The 19,954-nt window shown below is 53.7% G+C and carries 17 protein-coding genes and 1 tRNA gene; 4 read left to right on the top strand and 14 right to left on the bottom strand.

What is annotated here, in order from left to right; translation table 11 throughout:
• Positions 1–22: 22 nt before the first annotated feature.
• The 4 genes from ACMAZB_RS05445 to ACMAZB_RS05460 all read right to left on the bottom strand — a co-directional run bounded on the left by ACMAZB_RS05445 (position 23) and on the right by ACMAZB_RS05460 (position 3,340).
• Complete coding sequence (locus ACMAZB_RS05445; protein WP_435219728.1) at positions 23–559, bottom strand: hypothetical protein; 537 nt, start codon at positions 557–559, stop codon at positions 23–25.
• 107 nt (positions 560–666) lie between these two features.
• The gene (locus ACMAZB_RS05450) at positions 667–1,674 is read right to left on the bottom strand and encodes an MDR family NADP-dependent oxidoreductase (protein WP_435215112.1); all 1,008 of its coding nucleotides are present in this window, start codon (positions 1,672–1,674) and stop codon (positions 667–669) included.
• A gap of 358 nt (positions 1,675–2,032) precedes the next feature.
• A complete protein-coding gene (locus tag ACMAZB_RS05455; RefSeq protein ID WP_435219729.1) occupies positions 2,033–2,932 on the bottom strand; it encodes a phytanoyl-CoA dioxygenase family protein in 900 nt (299 codons plus the stop codon).
• Positions 2,933–2,947: 15 nt separating this feature from the next.
• A complete protein-coding gene (locus tag ACMAZB_RS05460; protein ID WP_435219730.1) occupies positions 2,948–3,340 on the bottom strand; it encodes a RidA family protein in 393 nt (130 codons plus the stop codon).
• 282 nt (positions 3,341–3,622) lie between these two features.
• Between ACMAZB_RS05460 and ACMAZB_RS05465 the strand changes: the two genes are divergently transcribed.
• Complete coding sequence (locus ACMAZB_RS05465; protein ID WP_435219731.1) at positions 3,623–5,098, top strand: sulfatase-like hydrolase/transferase; 1,476 nt, start codon at positions 3,623–3,625, stop codon at positions 5,096–5,098.
• A 771-nt stretch (positions 5,099–5,869) separates the two neighbouring features.
• On the opposite strand, the gene ACMAZB_RS05470 is transcribed toward ACMAZB_RS05465, so the two are convergent.
• Both ACMAZB_RS05470 and ACMAZB_RS05475 read right to left on the bottom strand, forming a co-directional pair.
• Positions 5,870–5,946 (bottom strand) — tRNA-Arg (locus ACMAZB_RS05470).
• Positions 5,947–6,119: 173 nt separating this feature from the next.
• A complete protein-coding gene (locus ACMAZB_RS05475) occupies positions 6,120–6,335 on the bottom strand; it encodes a hypothetical protein (protein WP_435219732.1) in 216 nt (71 codons plus the stop codon).
• 448 nt (positions 6,336–6,783) lie between these two features.
• Between ACMAZB_RS05475 and ACMAZB_RS05480 the strand changes: the two genes are divergently transcribed.
• From ACMAZB_RS05480 to ACMAZB_RS05490, 3 genes are all read left to right on the top strand, one after another.
• On the top strand, positions 6,784–7,401 hold the full coding sequence (locus ACMAZB_RS05480; protein WP_435219733.1) for a hypothetical protein: 618 nt from the start codon (positions 6,784–6,786) through the stop codon (positions 7,399–7,401).
• A gap of 224 nt (positions 7,402–7,625) precedes the next feature.
• On the top strand, positions 7,626–8,627 hold the full coding sequence (locus ACMAZB_RS05485; protein ID WP_435219734.1) for an Ldh family oxidoreductase: 1,002 nt from the start codon (positions 7,626–7,628) through the stop codon (positions 8,625–8,627).
• A gap of 34 nt (positions 8,628–8,661) precedes the next feature.
• A complete protein-coding gene (locus ACMAZB_RS05490) occupies positions 8,662–9,585 on the top strand; it encodes an alpha/beta hydrolase (RefSeq protein WP_435215124.1) in 924 nt (307 codons plus the stop codon).
• 105 nt (positions 9,586–9,690) lie between these two features.
• Here the strand turns inward: ACMAZB_RS05490 and ACMAZB_RS05495 are convergent, their stop codons facing one another.
• From ACMAZB_RS05495 to ACMAZB_RS05530, 8 genes are all read right to left on the bottom strand, one after another.
• On the bottom strand, positions 9,691–10,263 hold the full coding sequence (locus ACMAZB_RS05495; RefSeq protein ID WP_435219735.1) for a sarcosine oxidase subunit gamma family protein: 573 nt from the start codon (positions 10,261–10,263) through the stop codon (positions 9,691–9,693).
• Positions 10,260–13,160: a glycine cleavage T C-terminal barrel domain-containing protein gene (locus ACMAZB_RS05500; protein WP_435219736.1), complete on the bottom strand. Its 2,901-nt coding sequence runs from the start codon at positions 13,158–13,160 to the stop codon at positions 10,260–10,262. The genes ACMAZB_RS05495 and ACMAZB_RS05500 overlap by 4 nt, the downstream gene beginning before the upstream one ends.
• Positions 13,157–13,453: a sarcosine oxidase subunit delta gene (locus ACMAZB_RS05505; RefSeq protein WP_435215130.1), complete on the bottom strand. Its 297-nt coding sequence runs from the start codon at positions 13,451–13,453 to the stop codon at positions 13,157–13,159. The genes ACMAZB_RS05500 and ACMAZB_RS05505 overlap by 4 nt, the downstream gene beginning before the upstream one ends.
• An 8-nt stretch (positions 13,454–13,461) precedes the next feature.
• Positions 13,462–14,709, bottom strand: a complete 1,248-nt coding sequence (locus tag ACMAZB_RS05510) for an FAD-dependent oxidoreductase (protein ID WP_435219737.1) — start codon at positions 14,707–14,709, stop codon at positions 13,462–13,464.
• Positions 14,710–14,788: 79 nt separating this feature from the next.
• On the bottom strand, positions 14,789–16,315 hold the full coding sequence (locus ACMAZB_RS05515) for a BCCT family transporter (RefSeq protein ID WP_435219738.1): 1,527 nt from the start codon (positions 16,313–16,315) through the stop codon (positions 14,789–14,791).
• Between the two features lie 113 nt (positions 16,316–16,428).
• The gene (locus ACMAZB_RS05520) at positions 16,429–17,184 is read right to left on the bottom strand and encodes an Ldh family oxidoreductase (protein ID WP_435215136.1); all 756 of its coding nucleotides are present in this window, start codon (positions 17,182–17,184) and stop codon (positions 16,429–16,431) included.
• Positions 17,168–18,934 (bottom strand): hypothetical protein, encoded by a 1,767-nt coding sequence (locus tag ACMAZB_RS05525; RefSeq protein ID WP_435219739.1) that lies wholly within the window; start codon positions 18,932–18,934, stop codon positions 17,168–17,170. The genes ACMAZB_RS05520 and ACMAZB_RS05525 overlap by 17 nt, the downstream gene beginning before the upstream one ends.
• The gene (locus ACMAZB_RS05530) at positions 18,931–19,950 is read right to left on the bottom strand and encodes a membrane dipeptidase (RefSeq protein WP_435215140.1); all 1,020 of its coding nucleotides are present in this window, start codon (positions 19,948–19,950) and stop codon (positions 18,931–18,933) included. Before ACMAZB_RS05530 ends, ACMAZB_RS05525 begins: the two co-directional genes overlap by 4 nt.
• Positions 19,951–19,954 lie beyond the last annotated feature (4 nt).

Genomic DNA, 19,954 nt, shown 5'->3' on the forward strand with positions numbered 1-19,954 from the left:
GACGTGACACTGGCCGAGTGCGTTAATCAGGGGGTGATTGTCGCTCCCAGTCTTCTTCGAATTGAGAGAAGTCGGGCGTTTGCTGTTTGCTATCACTCTCTGCATCTTCAAACCGTGCGTTGCAGGCATCGATTTCTGGCTTTGCCGAGGCGTAGTTGACGATCAGTTCCTTGGTTATGCTGATCTCCTCAGTCAGGCTCAAGGTGTCTCGCTCTAGGAGCCGGTTAGTTGTCGCCTGCATGCCGGTATCTAATGGCACGGCACATCGATGGAAGGGGAGTACTTTTCCGACTAAAGCCTGCTTTCCCTCCTGATACATAAACGCTTCTTTTGTGTCGGTGAAGTAAACCATATCGACGGTGTCATCGCCGTCTATGTCTTGAACACACATGCTAAACAGCAAATAAGTGTCGCAGACAGTCACGCCTTTGACTTGCTGCGTGCCTATATCTGGCGTGATCGCACAGGCTTGCAGCATGAGCAGCAACGCGAGGGTTGTCAGCTGCTTCAGCGGATTCAATTTACAGAGGCGTTGTTGGTAAATCAGTTGATCTTTCATTTCAGGGGCAAATCATGTTTGTTCACTATTCGGGCCTGCCGTTGCCTGAGTGTAAAAGGCAGTCCACCCAGGTAATGCAGCAGCTGTTTATAGCGCTAAGCATTGTCTTAAAGTTCTACAACGGTTTTGCCGAAATTACGCCCAGCAAAAAGGTCAGCGTAAGCTTGTCCTATTTGATCGATACCCTTGAGACGATATTCGGGTGATGCCAAGGCGCCGCTGCGTAAACCCTCAGACAAGGCCTCGCGTGCCTCTTCATACCGGTCATGGCGAAAGTGGGTCATGAAGCCTTCCGCACGAATTTCTTTGGTAACGATTTCAAAGAGGTTGTTAGGGCCATGGGCTGGAACGCCGTAGCCTGATACGGCGCCGCATAAGGCCATGCGTCCACGATGGTTCATATTTGCAATAGCGGCCTCTAGCGTCGCACCGCCGACGTTATCAAAAAAGGCATCAACACCCTCAGGGCAAACTTTGCTGATGGCCTCACTCAGGCTGTCGGCACCGGTGCGAACCACCGCCGCGTCGTAGCCCAACACGTCGCAGATCCATTGGCCTTTTTCTTCAGAGCCAACTAGCCCCACCACGCGAGCTCCTGTCTTTTTTGCCAGCTGTCCGGCTATAGAGCCTACCGCACCACCGGCGCCACTGATCAGCACACAGTCCTTTGCTGTCGGTTTGAGTATATCGGTCATACCAAAGTATGCAGACATTCCGGTATCCCCGAGCACGCCCATATAAGCTGCGGGGTCAAACTCTAAGGTGGTTGGTAGTCTTGCAATGAAATCATTGCCGTCGCTAATACTATGGGTTTGCCAGGCAAATCGCGCCATAAGCATGTCGCCCTCGGCGTAAAGTGGGTTGAGTGACGCTATGACCTCGCCTAAAACCAGCCCAATAACGGGCGCGCCCAGCTCCATAGCGGGTAGTACGGCATCACCCGATCCTTCGTTCATCCAGTTGCGAAACCCCGCGTCCAGCGACACGAAATGATTGCGGCAGAGAAGTTCACCTTCTCGAAGCGGAGGAAGTTCAGAGACGTTAACTTGAAAGTCTTCAGCAACTGGATTTCCTTGGGGGCGTCTGGCTAACACCACAGATTTTACCTGTGTCATAAATACCTACTTTTTGTGGTCAACTTTTTAAGTGAGAGGATAGCCCAGAGCTGAACGCGACGCACAAGAAAATACCTCGCTACAACCAAAGGTCAAAGCGTCATGCCAAATTTACTCGTGGGCGCATGCAGCCGCTAGATGACGGTCGTCATGTTGCCTGATTCGTAACACCAAGGGCAGGATAACTAACAGCGCGCATAAGTCTGCGATGGCAAGACTTAAGAAGAAGGTGGCAGCTCACTCATGGTGCTGAGCCTCGCAAGTGAAGGGGTTTTGGCCGAGCATTTCTGGCACCCACCATTTAGGCGGCCACCTCTGAAATAATCGACCAGCTTGGTTTTGCGGTAAACGACCGCACTCAGTCTGACGGTGTGCCAATTTCCGCCTGCAGCGCGTCTAATTCATCCGAAGTACCAAGCATGCTAGTCTCAATGTTATGCCCAAGCGCATATTGTGGGGGCACGATTTCAGGGTGTTCTCCCGGTTGACCTGGGGGGGTGAAGTAGCCCAAGGCATACTGGCCCATCGAGTAACCAATTAATTCTTGAAGCGGTTGGGAGAGATCTTTAGCGATCGCTGGAGGGCAGGTCAGATATTGATTTTCCTCCTGCCGCAACCACCCTAACGTATAGGTAATATTGATACCGATGCGATCGTGTTTGCTGCGGTTTTCGCCACCACCATGAAAAACGGACCCTGAGTACAGGAGTACAGAGCCCGCTTTCATTTCTGCCGTCGTGATTTGTTCTGGGCTAATTTGCGCATCGTCAGGCCATTGGGTGCTGCCCGGCACAACCTGAGTCGCACCGTTCTCAGAGGTGAAGTCGGTAATCGCCCAGATGGAATTGAACTGGGGTTCGACGTGCGCAAGGTGCTTGCCCCACGCCCAACGATCGCGATGGATCAGTTGTGCGGTTTCACCAGGGCTGATACGGATGATCTGTGTCAGATGCAGTTGCACCCTCTGGCAGTAGGGCTTCAAAAAAAGCTCAGATGCCGCCAGGATATCTTGGTGAGCGATCAGTTCGCGACATTTTTCTGAGCGCACCATCAGGCCACCGGTGCGCGTCGTTTTAAAACCGGCAAAATCGTCAAAGCCGAGATTGGACCCCTCCATGTAAGGGTCTGTCTCCTCTCTCAGTGCGGCGATGAATTCCGTGCTGATGACGTTATCGAGGATGATTGCGCCATCTTCTTTAATGGCGTCCACAATGGTGTGCGCGTCGGTTCCCATGGCAAAGTGCTTGATTTCGGGCATGTAGGTTACTCCTGTTTATCCAAGTACCGCGATGCATTTGATTTCGATTTTTAGCGCCGGATCCACTAACGCCCCAATTTGTACCAGGGTCTGGCTGACTTCGGGTGCCTTGCCGTAGATCATGTGTCGCTCGGTAAACAATGCCTCGACCTGAGCCATACAGTCATTGACGTCGGTTACGAACCAAGTTTCATCGACGATGTTATCCATGTCAGCCCCGAATTCTGCGAGAACAGATGCCACGTTCTGATAAGCGAGTTTCATTTGCGATAACAGGTCCTCAGGGACTGAGCCGCCGTCATCCATGCCTACCTGACCGGCTAGATAGAGGGTGTTGCCCACCTGAACCCCCTGGCTGAAGAGGTCGGCATAGGGTCCGCTTCGGTAAAGTTTTTTTTGTAGGGTCATCGGGTATAGCTCCGGTGCTTGATCTTCGTATTTGAGTGGCCGGTCCGTGGTTTTTGTCGGGCAGCCCGCCGTGTTTTGATGCCTTCTTAAGCGTCTAAGGTACCACGGGTTGTCACTATTTTTGGTTCAAAAAGTGACAAAACAAACAAATGTTTGTTATTGGGCTGCAACAATCAGTAGACTCGAGGCTTTATAGAACGTGGGCAGTGAGGGGTGCACTGGGGCGCCCCGCGCCGATTTGGTTATGGTAGTGATGTCGAGCGAGTCGCTCAGGAGAGTGTGATGATGCGGATGTTATTGAAAACAGGTTTGATTGCGTTGGGGGTGGTGTGTGTCTCGGTATGGGCGCACGCCACAATAGCGGCTGAGCGTCCCAACGTTGTCCTGATGCTGGCAGATAATTTGGGCTTTGGTGATATTGGCGCCTATGGCGGTGGTGAAATATTAGGCACCCCCTCTCCGAACCTTGATTCGTTGGCCGCTGATGGATTGATGCTGACTCAGTTTTTTGTAGAACCTGGCTGTACCCCGTCGCGGGCTGGCTTAATGACAGGTCGCTACAGTGTTCGATCAGGCCTAAATAGCATTATCGTCGCGGGTACTCCTCAGACTCTCAAAGATGAGGAATTCACCATCGCTGAACTCTTCAAAAAACAGGGTTACGCCACGGGCATGATGGGTAAGTGGCATCTTGGCCAGGAGGCGCAGAGTCTGCCGACGAATCAAGGCTTTGATTCCTATGATGTTGGCATTTTGGAGACGACTGATGGCACGCTGTACCCCGAATCCATGCGCAGATCAGGGATGTCTGAGGCGGCTATACAAAAGTCGCAACCTTATATCTGGGCTTCCAACGAGGCGGGTGAGCTCGAGCGGGTCAGGCCCTATGATCTGGCTTACCGCGATCAAATTGAGGGTGATATCGCTCGCGCGGCAAGCCAATTCATCGAAGCCAAAGCTCAAGAGGAGGCGCCTTTCTTCCTCTACGTAGGTTGGTCGAGCGTCCATTATCCGACGGGCGTGTCTGACGCGTTTCGTGGGCGATCAGCGGCTGGTCGCTACGGTGATATGTTCATCGAGCACGACCACAGTGTCGGTATGGTGCTGGATGCAATTGATGCAGCGGGAATCTCCGACAACACTATTGTGGTTTATATCTCTGACAACGGTCCCGTCGCACACGAGGGTAATAACCACGATTTTTTGGGGAGCTCAGCGGGCCCCTTTAGGGGCGAGGTGGGGGATGTCTTAGAAGGATCCTTGCGCGTGCCGGGCATGGTGCGCTGGCCTGGCAAAATTCCTGCTCGTAAAAGTAACGAGATGGTATCAATCCATGATTTTCTGCCGACGTTTGCCGCTTTAGTGAATGACTCTTTGCCCGCGGATCGAGCCATCGATGGCCGCAATCAACTTCCCTTTTTCATGGGCGTCAGCGAAAAATCGGCGCGGGAAGATTACCTCGCTTTCATTGACGGTGAGATCGCTGCAGTACGCTGGCGGCACTGGCGGCTCTACCCTAAGCAGATTATTGCGTCCTCTGGTAATCCTTCAGCCCATGGCGTGTATGCCACTCGCGCAGAAGGAACCGGCTATCCCGCGATTTTCAATATCGCTCGGGATCCTCGTGAAGAGATGAATGTGGTCGGTACCGAGGCGTGGGTAATTGGCGCTTATATGAAAATCGTGGGGGAGTACCAGGCGAGTATTAGAGCGTACCCCAATCCGCAGGGTTTTTCCCTGACAACTTTTCCTCGCTGAGAAGCGGTTGCCATCACGATGAGGCTCTCATCTGCCGGTGAGGGCCGTTACTTCATGCCGGCCCTCCGTTTTTTTCAGCGCGCGGCTATTTTCTGCCCTCTGGTCTTTAGGCCGCTATTCCCTTAGGAGCTACCCGCTGGCTTTCGGGTAAAGCTCGTTTTCGTCTTCGGTGTCGCCGCAAAACGACAGGCTGGGGTCGACAATAAAACGTTTCTTCAGAGATTGCCGGCCAATGAGCATGCGCAACCCCATACCGTCCCGGTTAGTGAGGGTGACCTCGGTCAGAAAGTGGGGCCTCCTAAGGTCAGCTGCATTTCCACAACCGGACGTTTTTCGGGCTCACCGTTGGAGCTGGTGACTTTGCGGTAGTCGATGCACGAGGTGCATTTTGAAATCGAGCCAGCCCTAGCCTTTATCGCTGGGACGTATGTCTACGGCATGCAGCGCCGAGAGGCAAAAAATGCTCAGGGATCAAGAAAGGTCTTTAGCAGATTATCGATTTCTCTCGAGGCACATTAACCAGCTTTTCCAGGCATAACCCTCATCCGCGGGAATCCCAAAATTTTATACGGGTTGTTGAAATTGATTCTTTGACTACGTTTTAGATCGCCCCTAGGAGGTGGGGTAGGGGGGTAACCCTGCTATGCGAGACTGTGCAAGTCGCAACCGAACAGGCATGTGTTTTTAACCCGCCATTAACCCGTGCTACTAGTCTTCCCCACGCACAAAAAAGGACCAACGCCATAAGCTGTTGATCCTCTTTTTTTTATATGGCGCGCCTGGAAGGATTCGAACCTCCGACACCCTGATTCGTAGTCAGGTACTCTATCCAGCTGAGCTACAGGCGCTAAATTTGCGGCTTTTCGAGCGGCCCCAGATGCGTGAAAACTCAAGGGCTACCCGTCGGCCTATTCGAGCAGGCCGCCGCGGCGAGAGTATACAGCAGAGATTTGAGTTGGGCTACACACGACATGCTCGTGTTTTTAATTTTGGTGTTTCGCCAAGTTGCATGGGCTTTTCCTCAGGGCTCTACGGCAATACAATCTGCATCGATAATCCCCCCATCGCTGCTTTCCTGTAGGCCAATGTACTGCCGAGTGACATGTCGTTCACGAAAGCCGCCGGACTCTTCTGCCACACAGACGGGGAAGAACGGCACGGCCTCTGCAGTGACGGACGTTTTCTCGGGGGTACTGCAGCCCGCGAGGAGGAGTAACCCGGCCAGGTAGTACTTCATGGTGTAAGCATAGCTTGGCCATCCGTTATTTTTTTAGGCCTCATCCTACAGAAAGCGACTGCACTTGTAAGGGCTCATCACTTTTGTGCGGAGTCAGGGGGTAAAGGCGGCGGACGAGGAGCGCTTTTGCAACTAAAAAATTTACGGATCTGCGCAGCAGCAAATGTTAAAGGGGCAGTGAGCGATGAAGCCTTGGTGTTGATGGCGCCAATCAACCCGCTGAAATTTTGGTATAAGCGGCGCTAATCAGCTCTCAAAAGCCTACGAAAAAGACCGGTGCTCTGACCGACCTCAAGAAAAAGGCCCTCCTTGAGAATTGCGATGGGGTTGGCAAAAAGGGCCACCAAGATAACTACTTAGCGTGGTTAGGCTTGGCGATGACCACGGCTTCATGTAGTAACACAGAGAAGTAAACCCTTAAGCATAGGTTTGACAAGAGGACAGTGCGATGAAAACAAAAACAATAGCAACGCTAATCCTGACCGTTTCAGCAGTACATGCGGCCGCGGAGCATCACCAAACAACAGCGGCAGACCATCGATCTGCAGCTTGGCAAATTGAGGCTTACAGCACAGCCGCCCCTGAATTTATTGGTCGGTCTGCAACGATCATTGGCATCAGCGGAGACGTTCTGCGCGAGGGGAGTAATGGCTGGACCTGTCAGTCAGCTAACCCCAGGCCAGTCCCTGCGGCGGGGTGGAGCTCGGCCCACGAGGCGATGGCAGCTTGCCATGATGGAGAGGGCATGAAGTGGATGGCCGGTTATATGACGGGAGAAAAGCCCCAAATGACCCGGGATACCTTCATGTGGATGCTGCACGGTGATATGGGCGAGGACAACACCAAGCCAGCCGTGTTCGACGAGGCCGATGCGACACCCGGGGAATGGATCGAGTCAGGCCCCCACCTCATGTTGATGCCCATGGATCCTGCCTCATTGGCCCACTTCCCCACCGACTTCAATACGGGTGCGCCTTACGTAATGTTTTCCGGGACCGACTACGCCCACCTGATGATTCCGGTGGCCGGTTACTATCAGTATCAACCGGAATCCGCCCCAAAATAGGTTGACTCAATTGGGGCTGGCGTCATCTGCAGCCCCGCCTCTATGGCGCAGAAATCAGTGGTAAAAGCCCGAAGGCTTTTTTGCCCGTGCAAGTGATGCGTCTATTTCTTCTCTAACCAAGAATACGACATAATGTGCCGCTGATTATCCGGCTGCGCACGTGGCAATAATTTGCCAGTTCAATGTTGTGTCCCGATCAATAAAAAATCAAAGAGGAAAGGCCCATGCCTGTCTTATCGTTGCAAGCAATAGAGACCCTTTGTCAGGAGTCACTGCTCGCAGTGGGTGCCAGTGAGGAGCAGGCCGCCATCGTGGCCGCAGAGATTGCTGAGGCCGAGGCCGAGGGCATCCGCAATGTCGGTTTGGGTTACATCCATCTGTACTTAAAACATTTAAAAGTGGGCAAGGTGAAACCCAATGCCCAGCCCTCAGTCGTTAAGACATCGGCTGCGTCCACGGTAGTCGATGCTGATTTTGGTTTTTGTCATCATGCCTACATGGTGGGTGAGCAGCGTCTTATCGAGACCGCTAGAGAGCAGGGGGTAGCCATGCTAGCTATTCATCGATCCTCTTCCGCTGGCGTGTTGGGATGGTTTGTTCGGCGGTTGGCCCAGCAGGGTTTGGTTTCGCTGATGTTTGCTAACAGCTCAAAAGCGGTCGCGGCTCACGGCGGCAAAGTGCCATTTTTTGGTACCAATCCTTTTGCTTTTGGTGCCCCTCGGGGCACAGATGAACCTTTGGTTGTCGACATGGCGACGGCCTCTACCGCTCGGGTTAATTTGGTAAAAGCTGCAGCGGAAGGTCGAGAGATTGAACCGGGGCATGCCATTGACGCTGATGGCAATCCCACCACGGATCCTGCTGCAGGTTTGAAGGGTGCACAGTTGCCCATGGGTGGGCCAAAAGGCTTTGGTTTGGGTCTCATGGTAGACGTGCTGGCCGGGGTGTTGACCGGCAGCCATTGTTCTTACGAGGCTTCGATGTTTGCCAACACCGACGGCGGCCCGCCGAATGTGGGCCAAACGATTATTGCTATTGACCCCAATTTCCTTGCCGGTAATTTCACGACGCACTTGGAAACCATGTTTGCAGCACTCACCGAGGACAATGATGTTCGAATCCCCGGTGAGCGTCGTGCGCAGCTTCGGGCTAAGCATGAAGCCGACGGCGTTGAGGTGCCTCAAAGCCTGATTGACCAAATCACCGAGCTGGCACAAACCACCTGATTCAATCGTCGGTACCTGACAGGAGACACTATTGATGCAACTTGATTACAGCAGGCTTGATCCTGAGTTATTACCCATTCTCGAGAGCTTCCCCGCGTTGGATATTACCCGCGACAACATTGCTGAAATCAGGGCCTTAATGGCTGAGACGCCTAGGCCTGCACCTCCCAGCGGGTTGTTGCAAAGGGTTGAAGCGGTTGACACTTCTGAGGGGCCTGTAACTGTGCATGTCTATCGTAAAACCGACCGGGCCAATCAGCCTGCATTACTGTGGATCCATGGTGGAGGTTATGTCATGGGTGCTGCAGATGACGAGCGCTCCAAGACTATTGCCCATGAGTGTGACATCACGGTATTTTCTGTCGATTACCGTTTGGCCCCCGAGCAGCCGTTTCCTGCAGGTTTAAATGACTGTTACAACGTACTGAGCTGGCTTATGCAGGAGGCCGATAGCCTGGGCATTGACCCGAGTTGTGTCGCCATTGGCGGTGCCAGTGCCGGAGGTGGTCTTGCTGCAGGGTTGGCGCTGAAAAATCGCGAGGCCGCCAATTACCCTCTGCGTTTACAACTGCTAATTTATCCCATGCTCGATAACTTACACGCGACCGAGTCGGGGCAGTTTGAGAATCATCCGATCTGGACGCGCAAAGCATCGTTTAGTGCCTGGGAAATGTACTTAAACGGAACCCCCGGTGAAGCGGCGTCACCCATGGCGGCGCCAGCAAGAGCAAGCGATGTATCAGGGCTGCCGCCTGCTTATCTTAATGTGGGTGTTGAAGATCTGTTTCGCGACGAAGTCATCGGGTATGCCCGCCGGTTGATGGACGCAAATATACCCACAGAGTTGGCATTGTTTCCTGGCATGTATCACGCTGGTGAGGTGTTTACACCTTCGGCCGCCATCAGTCACCGATTAAACCGAAGCTTCCTTCATGCGTTGAGTGATGCCCTGCGTTAAAGGTTGCGGTAGCAAGTTTTGCGGCGCCTGCTGATCAACGGCGACTTGAGGCGAGCGCCTGGCAATGCATTACTTGGCTTTGCCTCCGCAACGGCTCAGGCCGGCTTACCGCGCGGCGTTGAATTCAGCCATGGCGTCTTGCAGTGCTTGCCAGGCGAAGTCAGCCAGACTTTGGTCAATAAATAGCGAAAATACGGGCTTACCGCGCCACAGATGGTGCGCGATGACAGTCGAGACCAGTGCCATTTGAGTTTGCACAACGGAGCCAAGCGGAAAGGCCGTGGGCCGCAGATCGACACCACAAAGTTTCGCTAACATATCGGCTCGGGGCTCTCCTGAAAGCACCAACCAGGCATGGCTGTTTTGATTGTACAGCGGCCAGACCCCGGGCTCCCTTCGTTCAAACGTTGACTTAGTGTCCTGGCTTGGGTTGTCGGGATCCAAGAGCCAGAACTCCCGAGTGCTTAGGGCCATTAGCAGACGGTTGTCTGTCAGCGTTTCAATGGTGTTGGGCTGAAGCTCGTGGGGAAATGATTCTGATTTGAGCCATTCACGCGCCTGCACACCTCTCACCCCTGAACGAGTGGCAAGGCTCAAGTCATGAAGCCAAAGTGACTCATCGGGATTGCCAACTTCAGACGTTGGGCATCGTAAGGGACTAACGAGGATTGAGGTCATAGCTGCTGCCTCTCATTGCCCGGATCATAAAAGGGGAGGGTGACGATGGGTGCTTGCACGCAAACACCGTTGGCGGTCCGTATCGTAATGGTGCTGCCGGGCTCGGCATCAGCGGGGTGCACATAGGCAAGCCCTATTACCTTAGTCAGGGTGGGGGAGTACTCGCAGGAGGTTACTGTCCCGACAATATCACCTTCACGTAACACCAAATGGCCTTCTTCAGGCTGTGGCGCTGAGGAGGATAGAGTAAAGCCCACCAGCTGACGCTTTAAGGGTTGTGACATTAGGATATCAACCGAGCGTCGGCCTACAAAAAAAGGCTTCTTCCGATTAATAGCCCATGCCAATCCCACTTCCCCGGGATGACTCATGCCATCGGTGTCCTGTCCAATAATGATGTGGCCCTTTTCCAACCGAAGTAAGCGCTGAGTTTCGACGCCAAACGGCTTTATATTGAAGGGTTCACCCGCGACCATCAGCTTGTCCCAGAGGGTTTGCGCCATCAGACTCGGTACGTGAAGCTCAAAGCCGAGCTCGCCCACAAAGCCAACTCGCATAAGCCTAGCGGGAATTCCCGCAACCGTACCCTCGCGGCAGGCGAGATAGGGGAAGGCCTCGGAAGATAGTTCAATATTGCAGCCGGCCTGTTCCAATACGTCGCGGGAGAAGGGCCCAGCCACGTTGACCGCAGAGAAGGCAGAGGTCACCTGTGCGATGTCTAGGTCCAGCCGCCACTGTGCATTCCAGCGCAACATTTCACTGTAGACCCGGTCAACACCCGTGGTAGTTGCGGTGACATAAAAATGATCTTCCGCCAAGCGCGCGGCGACGCCGTCATCAATGATCACGCCTTGTTCATTGGCGAGTGCGGCGTAGCGTGTTTTTCCTACGGGCTGTTTTAGGAATCCATAAGTATAAATGCGATTCATGAATTCGGCGGCATCGGGGCCACGTAGTTCAATGCCTCCCAGCGTACTGACGTCGATCATACCCACGCCGTTTCGTACCGCGTGGGCTTCGGCGGCAATATTGGCGGTTCGATGACCGAGATCCCCGTAAAAGGCGGGGCGGCGCCAGCTGCCCGCGGGAATCATATGGGCCCCCAGCGCTCGGTGACGCTGGTCCATCGGAGTTTTTCTGATGGGATGAAAACGTCGACCTGCAAGAACCCCTAGTGATTCGGGTTTCACCGGAGGGCGCGCTGTGGTCACACCGGTCTCAGTGACGGTGCGCTCGGTGGCATCTGCGATCAGTCGGGCAGTGGTCAGTGCCGAGTGACGCCCTTGAGACGGCCCCATACCTACCGTGGAATAGCGTTTAACCAACTGAATGTCACGGTAGCCTAGCCTTGCGCTGTTGACGATGTCCTTAATCTGCAAGTCTTCGTCAAAGTCGACAAATTCTCTTCCCTTGGAATGTTTGAAAATGGGCCAGGGGTGATTGACGTGACGTTCACAGTGAACCGTTTCATCGTTATCGGCTTCCAAGGCCAAGGCGCGCAGGGCACCGCGACCGGCATTGCGGCCATCGGCACAGACAGCCTGTAAATCATGAGTGCTGTTAACACTACCGGCGAGGAGCATTCCCTCTGGCAATTCTGTGAGGGTAAATTCACTCTTGTCATCGTGATACGCCAGTTTAGCGCCGCCATGACAAGCCAGTTGATAGGCGGGCATAAACCCCGCAGACATGGCGAGCAGACGACACTCTAGATGAGTGGCGGTTGCGCCTACCTTGCCTTTACTTGCGATAGGATGAACTGTGACGGCTCCCAGCTGCGCCCCTGACTTATCGCTATGGGCTTCATAAACCGTCGCGTTCTGATAGAGCGTTATGCCGCGTTTACTGAGTGCCGTAGGCAGTGCCGAGTCATCAGGCTCCGGCCGGAGATCGACAACCCCCGCGATGGATAAGCCCGCATCCGCGGCTGTAATAGCCGTTAAATATGCATCGTCATTGCCTGCCAGAATGACTGCGGGGCCCTCGGGGCAGACTCCGTGATGCATCATTAGGCGCTCAAGGCCACTGCACAGAACGATACCTGGCAAATCATTGTTTCGAAACACAACCGGTTGCTCACTACTACCGGTCGCCAACACACAGGTTGTTGCGCGTACTTTGTAGAGGCGGTCACCTTGAAAAACCGGCAGGTAGTGATCGCTAAACCAGGCATTGCAAGTTGCGCCACTCAGCACGCGGATCTTGTCGTGATTGGCAACCGCGTTAGATAAAGCCTCTAGGGTCTCGGCGCGAGTGTCATCCTCAAGAGTAAAACGATGATAGGTGAGTGCGCCACCAAGACGCTCTTGTTCGTCGATGAGTAGCACTTCAGCGCCGCCCGCGGCGGCCGTGAGGGCGGCGTTAAGTCCCGCGGGGCCTGCGCCAATAACAGCCACGTCACAAAACAAATATTGCTTGTCGGTGTAACGAGCCTCGACCTCGAGATTAGCAACGCCCAAGCCTGCCGCACTACGGATGATATTTTCCCAAAAGCGCCAAACACCTTGAGGTTTGAAGAAGGCCCGGTAGTAGAAGCCTACCGGCATAAAGCGTCCTAGGCGGTCTAGAACGGCGTAGTAATCGGTCTTTAACGAGCCCCAATAGTTTTGCCCCGACAAGACTTCTTGCTCTGTGGCTGGCAGGTCCTCTGCCAATCGGTTGGCTGCGGTGGTGGTCTGTATTAGCGTGTTAGCGTCGTGACCTGCTAGTGACAGTGGCCCTCTGGGCCGGTGGTATTTAAAGGAGCGCGAGATCAGCCAGCGACCCTGACCCAGTAGGGCAGAGGCGACGTTATCGCCCTCATAGCCCTGCACGGTTTCTCCCTCAAATTCAAAAGTCACCGGGGAATCACGGTCGATCAGTTGGCCAAAGGGGTGCTCGAGTCTTGGGGGGCTCATGGTTCGTTCTCGCCAGTTGTGAAGTCGACGCGTTCGTCAAATAATTCGCCGGGGTCATAGGTACGCAGAATGTTGTCGCTGGCATTATGGCGCTCGGCAATAAACCAATAGCTACTGGGGGCGTGTTGCCACCACTCCCGCACGATACCAATGGCATTGTTGTCATAGAATACGTAGCTCGCCCAGTCTTTGTCAGAGCACTGCTGAGGATCTGGCATGGATTCAACCTGCCCTCCGTAAACGAACTCGCTAATGTTTCTTGGCCCATTCAAGGGGCATTGCATTATCTTCATTTATCCCCCTAGTGACTGGCCGCCGTTGCGCCCATTTCATTGACTTGCTGAAAATGATCGAAGCGCTCGAGAGCGAACGGTTGAATAAGTTCAGGTACTTGGCCGCCACTGGCGACGAGTTCAGCCATGGTCTTGCCACAAATAGGCGTCGCCTTGAAACCCCAAGTACCCCAGCCCGCATCAAGGTAATAGTTCTTTAGCGGGCTTACGCCCATGATAGGGCTGTAGTCGGCAGTCATGTCAGTGATCCCGGCCCACTGTCGCAGCAGCCGCATCTCACTGAGAAACGGAAACATATCGACGGCGCTGGCGACCAAGCTTTCTTTGAGCGGCAGCGATGCGCGACTGTTATACAAGGGGTAGGGGTCAGAGCCGCCGCCAATGACAATTTCGCCGCGGCTGGTTTGCTGAACATAGCAGTGTAGCGCTGACGAACTCACCAATGGGTTGAGAAAGGGCTTCACCGGAAGGGTAACCATGGCCTGCAGAGGATAGGCGACTATGGGTAACGAAAAGCCGGCTTTTTGCGACATCACAGCGCTGTGGCCTGCGACCGCCTGGATAACTGTGCCACACGCAATGTTTCCACGATTGGTGACTACGCCCGTCACCTGCCCAGCCTCACTTTCAATGCCTGTGACTTCAGTCAATTGATGCAATTCCACGCCACGCTGGGTGGCGCCTCGCGCATACCCCCAAGCGACGGCATCGTGGCGGGCGGTGGCGCCATCTTGGTGCCAAAGTCCAGCTAAAACCGGCAACTCCGCTGGATCAAGATTTAGGCAGGGCACCAAATCGGCAATGCTCTGGCGATCAATCATCTCGGTACGGCCACCGAAGTGTTTGTTTACTTCGGCCCGCTGTCTGAAGGCACGCACCGTGGCATCGGTATGGGCAAGAGTAAGCTGACCACGCTGGGAGTACATAATGTTGAAGTCAAATTCGTTGGCAAGATTTTCAAAGAGCTTCACCGACGCGCTGTAGAAACGAACGCCCTCTGGGGTGAGGTAGTTAGATCGAATAACCGCCGTGTTGCGGGCGGTGTTGCCGCCGCCTAGATACGCTTTTTCGAGCACCGCAACATTGGTAATGCCGTGATATTTAGCGAGGTAATAAGCAGTAGCAACGCCGTGACCACCGCCACCAATAATCACGACATCATAGTGTTTTTTAAGCTCTCGTGGCCCGGGAAGGTCGGGCTGACGTTCGAAAGGATAATCACTGCCTCGACCATATTTTAAAAGACCTAGGGGCATGCGCTGTCCTCGCTTGCAGTGACGTTTTGAGGTGTCTCATGGCAACCTTCAATGAGGCGCGGCATCGGCATTGGAACTGTCATTGATCTCGCTTTAATAAGGGCAAGGCACCCCAAAGGGAGGGGAGCAGTAGTAGGGACACTGGCACGGCGGTCACTACAATAAAGTTCTGAAGTTTACCGACGCCACCGTCGGGGCCGCCTACCAGAATCATCGCCGTCACGCCCAAAGCTAGACCCCAAAACAGCCGCAATGAGCGAGGAGGATTGTCGTGCCCAGCCGAGACCACCGATAAGCTGTAGGTCATCGAGTCCCCCGTAGTAGCGACAAAGAGCGCGGTTAGAATCAGAAATAGAAAAGATACGACGGTGTTAAATGGCATGGATTGAGTGATAGCTAGCAGCACGGCGGGCAGGTTAAAGCCCTCAAAAGGTTCGGTGATCGTGCCGGTATTGGCTATCTCAAGCCCCAGCCCCGTGCCCCCGAGAATCGAGAACCATGCCATGGTTAATACGGGTGCAATTACGGACATTAAAATAATGATTTCCCTTGCGCTGCGACCACGGCTAATACGTGCAATGAAAATGGCCATCATGGGACCGTAGCCAATAAACCATCCCCAGAAGAAAATCGTCCAGTACGACAGCCAACCGGGGTCGCTAAACCAGCCAGCCTCACCGCGATAAAGCGCTTGCTCAGGTAGCCACCTTAGATGGCTCAATAACCCTTCGAAAAATGCCTGAAAAATAAAAGCCGTAGGCCCGGCCAAAAGTAAAAAAAGCAGCAGGGCGACGCCAAGGACAATGTTAAGTCGGCTTAAGATTTGAATACCACGATGCATACCGCTGACTGCCGATGTGAGATAGACGACCATCAGGCCGGCAATGGTGAGCAGTTGAATTGTGGTGCTGTCGGGGGTGTTGTAAAGCGAGCTCAGTCCGTAACTGATTTGCAGACCTAAAAAACCAATCGGCCCCACAGTGCCGGCAAATACTGCGAGTATCGACACGATATCAGCAATATCACCGATAGGTCCTCGGACACCTTTCTCGCCAAGCAGCGGATATAACAGTGTTCTGGGCGCCAGAGGCAGTCCCATATCGTAGTGCAAGCGCATCAACACCAAGGCGGTCAGACTCCCCAGAATTGACCAAGCAAGAAATCCCCAGTGTAGAAACGATTGGGCCAGCGCCAGTGGCACGGCTTCTTGGGTTCCCGGTGCGATATCGGTAAAGACTGGAGGGACGGTAACAAAGTGCGCGACGGGTTCTGCGGCCGCCCAAAACACTCCGCCTCCTGCGAGTAAGGTGCACAACACCATGGCGACCCATTGGAACGCTGGGAACTCGGGTGTATCGGTAGCGCCCAATTTGAATCGGGCATAGGGGCGGGTTGCCAGAAAAATGGCAACTGCAAAATTGGCGATCATTAGTAACTGCCAAAATAGGCCAAAGTACTGTGCGCTCCAATTAAAGGATTGATCAATCCAACGTGAAAAAAGGGCTGAATCAATGAAAAAAAGCGCTAAGAAAGCACACACGAATAAGGCGGACAGCGCCGTGACGCGCCTGGGCGCAGTGGTGCTCGGTAAATGCTCAGTTGGCAAAGTAGGGTCCCTTCAGTTGCAGTAGATTCGGCTTTATGACCGCGAATCGACACTTTGAGTTGGCGGTGCCGCCAATCGACACCGTACTGAAGTTCATCATCATACAGGGTGCATCACTCAGCCGGCCCCGCTCCCAGACGCGAGGCGTCGAAGGATTCCACCAAAGCATATTGTGCGAGCTCTTTGAGTCTTAGCCAGAGCTCTCTTGATACCTCGATACCCGACGTCATTGCGCGCTCTCTCACTGCAAGCAACTCAGACTCATCGTGTTTGGCGAGCAAGTCATACTTGAAGTCAGAGCGCATGGTGGGAAGCAAGTCGACGTGGTTGGCCATAAATAGCGTGACGCCGTCGTTGGGTTCGTTTTCCTCTGGAACTTCTTCAACCGCGTAAACTCGAATCGACGGCACGGTCGAATTAGCTCTAAAGCCCACCACTTGCTCTGTGAGCGGGACTTGAGCATTGCGCCAAAAGGCCGTCACGTTCATGCCCCGGGCCGACAATCGCGCCAGGTAGCCCATGATCAATTGACGTTGTCGACAACGCCTTATTTTGATTACTGAGAGGCCTCGAGATCGCGCTTTGGCGAAGGCCAGCTCCAGTGCCAAATTACAGGCCCGCAAGACACTGAGGTTGTGGCCGTCGACAACGGCTAAATCACTATCTTGATAAAGAATTTCGGGGTGAGTGTCGGGATCTTCCCCGATCAAATGCTCGAGCCCCAAGTTCAGTGCTTCGAGACCATGCAGATCGTAGCTTTCCATCCACGTCACCATATCGGCGGCGTCATCAGCATGGCCCTCGGCAAAGCCAATACCAATAAAGGCTTTGCGAGAGAGACCCTGGAGTTCGTTAAACGAAACTTTCATGATTTTCCACCGCGTCAAAACCCTCGCCAGTTGTTGAATCAGTTGGCGCTAAGGCGTAGCTCCAATCATCGAAAGCAAACAGGTCGGTTGGCTCTCCATTAAGTTCATCAATGAGTGGGGCACCTTGGAAAAAGGTAACGCGTACCCAGCGGTCCCCCCGAGGGTCAAAGCGATTGGCGCCCAAAAATGACAGTTTGGCGCGTAATAAGTGCATGGGCTTCATGTCGCGGTGCCACAAATTACCCTGAATCTCGCCGTAGGCGGTGGTGGCCATGGTTTGAATGCGACGAATACTTTCCATGTGCTTTGGCTGGGCGAGAAGAAAGTCAATCGTGAGGGCCTTAGGGTTGGCCTGTAGAAACTCAGCAAGCGCTGCGTAGCTGCGTTGCACGCGGGGTGCAATGGCCAGTGGTAGCTCTTTGCTTTCCCCGGGATCAACACCACGAACGCCCAGTCTTGGCTCCTCTTTTTCTACTGACTGATACCAAAACCAATGCTTCGCTTCCGGGGCTTCGAAATCCTCGGACAGAGCCCAGTCGAACTGGGTCTCGATAACCTGCTTCAGCTGAACGAGAGGCATATCGGGGATTAGCTCAAGCTTTTCTTCAACGGCCATGGCATCCTCGAGCATGTCGACTGACTCGGGGTAGAGCTCGATCAGAAGTGTATTCAAAAGCTCTTGAGTGTCGATGGTCTGAGCGGCCTCTGACCAGTCAGTAAGTTGCTGCCATAACGTCTCATGAAGGGCGATCTGTTCCAGCCAAGGAATGATATCCGTCAACTCGGCTACAACGGTGGCATTGCGCTCTGCCTGCGTAGTATTTTCGACTGAGGTTTCATCGAGGTAGCGTTGAGCTCTCAGACACAGCGAGAGTAACCGTTCCCGACTTAGTTCCGAGGGTATCTGCGCTTTGGCTGTTGCCAATGCCTGTTCTCGGGCATGAATCCATTGATTGATCAATTGCGGATGGCGAATAAGAAAGGGGGCCATGCCTAACCCAGTAGAATTTCCAATGCCTAGGTAGCGCCGCAATTCATTAGCTAGGGGCACCGCGGTCTCGGGAGCTGCTACTCGTGCTAAGTGCTCTGCTTGATCGATGGAAAATTGTCGCAACACATAGACCGCAGTCATTTGGGCTGAGAAGGGATATCGAAAGTCTGGGTTGCCTTGCAGGCGTCCGTAATCGGCAATTCCGAACTTACCATTACCGTAGACTGCTGTCGTGCGGTAGAGGTAGCCCACTTCGCGAATGGCTTCGACTGGCGGCTGTTCCCCTGAGGCCAGTGACTGCACAAACACTTCAAAATTGCGCAGGCTCTTGTTGGCCCGAGAAATAACCAGCAAACGCGGGTGTTGTCGTCCTGCCTCCTGGAGTGGCACGTTTTCAGCCAGTGCGGTGAACAATGAATCTTCTACATCGCCCTCAACTAGGCCAAAAGTAACGTCCCATGCGTTGGCGATGACGCGATCGGTGCGTTGTTCGTCGGTGATATGTTGCGAGAAAATAACCACATGGTATCGACCATGGGGTGTTTGCACTCGATAGATGACTTCACCGTAGCCACCCTCGTCCAAGGCAAAATATTCTTGAGTGATTTGCCAGCGCTGTCGCGCCATCTGACGTATGAGGCTGCGCGCAAAACTTAGCCGGCTTGGGACGAGGGTGCCTAGCCTTTCGAGGTCCATCACTAAGCCCTGTGGTCGCAGCGCAGGCGCAACACGGGCGGCTTGTAAGACCGCGTCGATCACGCAGCATTCTCTACAGAAAGAGGCTTGATGTCTTGAGGTTTGGCGACGCGGGTCAATAGATCTACCCAATTACCACCCATGATCTTTCCCGTCTCCTCATCACTGAAACCCTTTGCCTGAAGTGCGGCTGCAATGCCCGGAAAGTCGCGACTGTCTCTAAACCAAGTCAATGCATCAGGCCAACCCGCATTGGCCGATGAGCCCTCGCCATAATCCATGGCCTTAGACCAGCGTCCGTTTCGCATCCACTCGAGCACACTTTGTGGTTGGTTTTGGCAAAGGTCGGAGCCCAGACCGATGCGATCGATACCCATGCGGTCTGCGGTCCAGGCGACCATGTCACAAAAATCTTCGAGGGAGCATTGCGGGCCATTTTTCAAATGAAAAGGGTACAGAGAAAACCCCAGCAAGCCTTGATTATCGGCAATGGCATCAATCACGGTGTTGCTTTTATTACGCAGAGCGGGGTGAAAATGACTGGGGTTGGCGTGGGAGATAATCACAGGCTGCTGAGAGTGTTCTATCGCCTCTAGGGTTGAGCGCTCAGCGCTGTGAGACATGTCGATGACCATGCCCACTCGATTCATCTCGCGTACAACTTGTTTGCCGTATCGGGTTAGCCCGCTGTCCTCAGCTTCGTAACAGCCACAGCCGAGTAGGCTTTGATTGTTGTAGGTCAGCTGCATGATCATGAGGCCCATGCGCCGCATAATTTCAACAAGTCGAATTTCGTCTTCAATCGGCGAGCAATTTTGGGCGCCAAAAATGATACCAATCTTCCCTTCTTTTTTTGCTAGGAGGATATCCTCTGGCTCAAAGACGGGTCGGATTAAGTCGGGGAACGCCTCAAAGCGAGCATTCCACTCGCCTAGCTGCGTCAAGGTATCTCGAGTGGTCTCGTGGTAAGCGATGGTAACGTGCACGGCGTTAAGGCCACCGGCATGCATTTGCTCAAAAACTTCGCGTGACCACGCTGAGTACTGTAATCCATCGACCACGGTCCAGGCTGGATTCATGTGT

This window comes from Luminiphilus sp. nBUS_07, from assembly GCF_051201685.1.
In the GTDB taxonomy this organism is placed as follows: Bacteria; Pseudomonadota; Gammaproteobacteria; order Pseudomonadales; family Halieaceae; genus Luminiphilus.

Excerpts from the sequence above, each read along its gene's own strand:
- ACMAZB_RS05445 (WP_435219728.1), bottom strand. The coding sequence starts at position 559 with ATGAAAGATCAACTGATTTACCAACAACGCCTCTGTAAATTGAATCCG.
- ACMAZB_RS05450 (WP_435215112.1), bottom strand. The coding sequence starts at position 1,674 with ATGACACAGGTAAAATCTGTGGTGTTAGCCAGACGCCCCCAAGGAAAT.
- ACMAZB_RS05455 (WP_435219729.1), bottom strand. The coding sequence starts at position 2,932 with ATGCCCGAAATCAAGCACTTTGCCATGGGAACCGACGCGCACACCATT.
- ACMAZB_RS05460 (WP_435219730.1), bottom strand. The coding sequence starts at position 3,340 with ATGACCCTACAAAAAAAACTTTACCGAAGCGGACCCTATGCCGACCTC.
- ACMAZB_RS05465 (WP_435219731.1), top strand. The coding sequence starts at position 3,623 with ATGATGCGGATGTTATTGAAAACAGGTTTGATTGCGTTGGGGGTGGTG.
- ACMAZB_RS05475 (WP_435219732.1), bottom strand. The coding sequence starts at position 6,335 with ATGAAGTACTACCTGGCCGGGTTACTCCTCCTCGCGGGCTGCAGTACC.
- ACMAZB_RS05480 (WP_435219733.1), top strand. The coding sequence starts at position 6,784 with ATGAAAACAAAAACAATAGCAACGCTAATCCTGACCGTTTCAGCAGTA.
- ACMAZB_RS05485 (WP_435219734.1), top strand. The coding sequence starts at position 7,626 with ATGCCTGTCTTATCGTTGCAAGCAATAGAGACCCTTTGTCAGGAGTCA.
- ACMAZB_RS05490 (WP_435215124.1), top strand. The coding sequence starts at position 8,662 with ATGCAACTTGATTACAGCAGGCTTGATCCTGAGTTATTACCCATTCTC.
- ACMAZB_RS05495 (WP_435219735.1), bottom strand. The coding sequence starts at position 10,263 with ATGACCTCAATCCTCGTTAGTCCCTTACGATGCCCAACGTCTGAAGTT.
- ACMAZB_RS05500 (WP_435219736.1), bottom strand. The coding sequence starts at position 13,160 with ATGAGCCCCCCAAGACTCGAGCACCCCTTTGGCCAACTGATCGACCGT.
- ACMAZB_RS05505 (WP_435215130.1), bottom strand. The coding sequence starts at position 13,453 with ATGAAGATAATGCAATGCCCCTTGAATGGGCCAAGAAACATTAGCGAG.
- ACMAZB_RS05510 (WP_435219737.1), bottom strand. The coding sequence starts at position 14,709 with ATGCCCCTAGGTCTTTTAAAATATGGTCGAGGCAGTGATTATCCTTTC.
- ACMAZB_RS05520 (WP_435215136.1), bottom strand. The coding sequence starts at position 17,184 with ATGAAAGTTTCGTTTAACGAACTCCAGGGTCTCTCTCGCAAAGCCTTT.
- ACMAZB_RS05530 (WP_435215140.1), bottom strand. The coding sequence starts at position 19,950 with ATGAATCCAGCCTGGACCGTGGTCGATGGATTACAGTACTCAGCGTGG.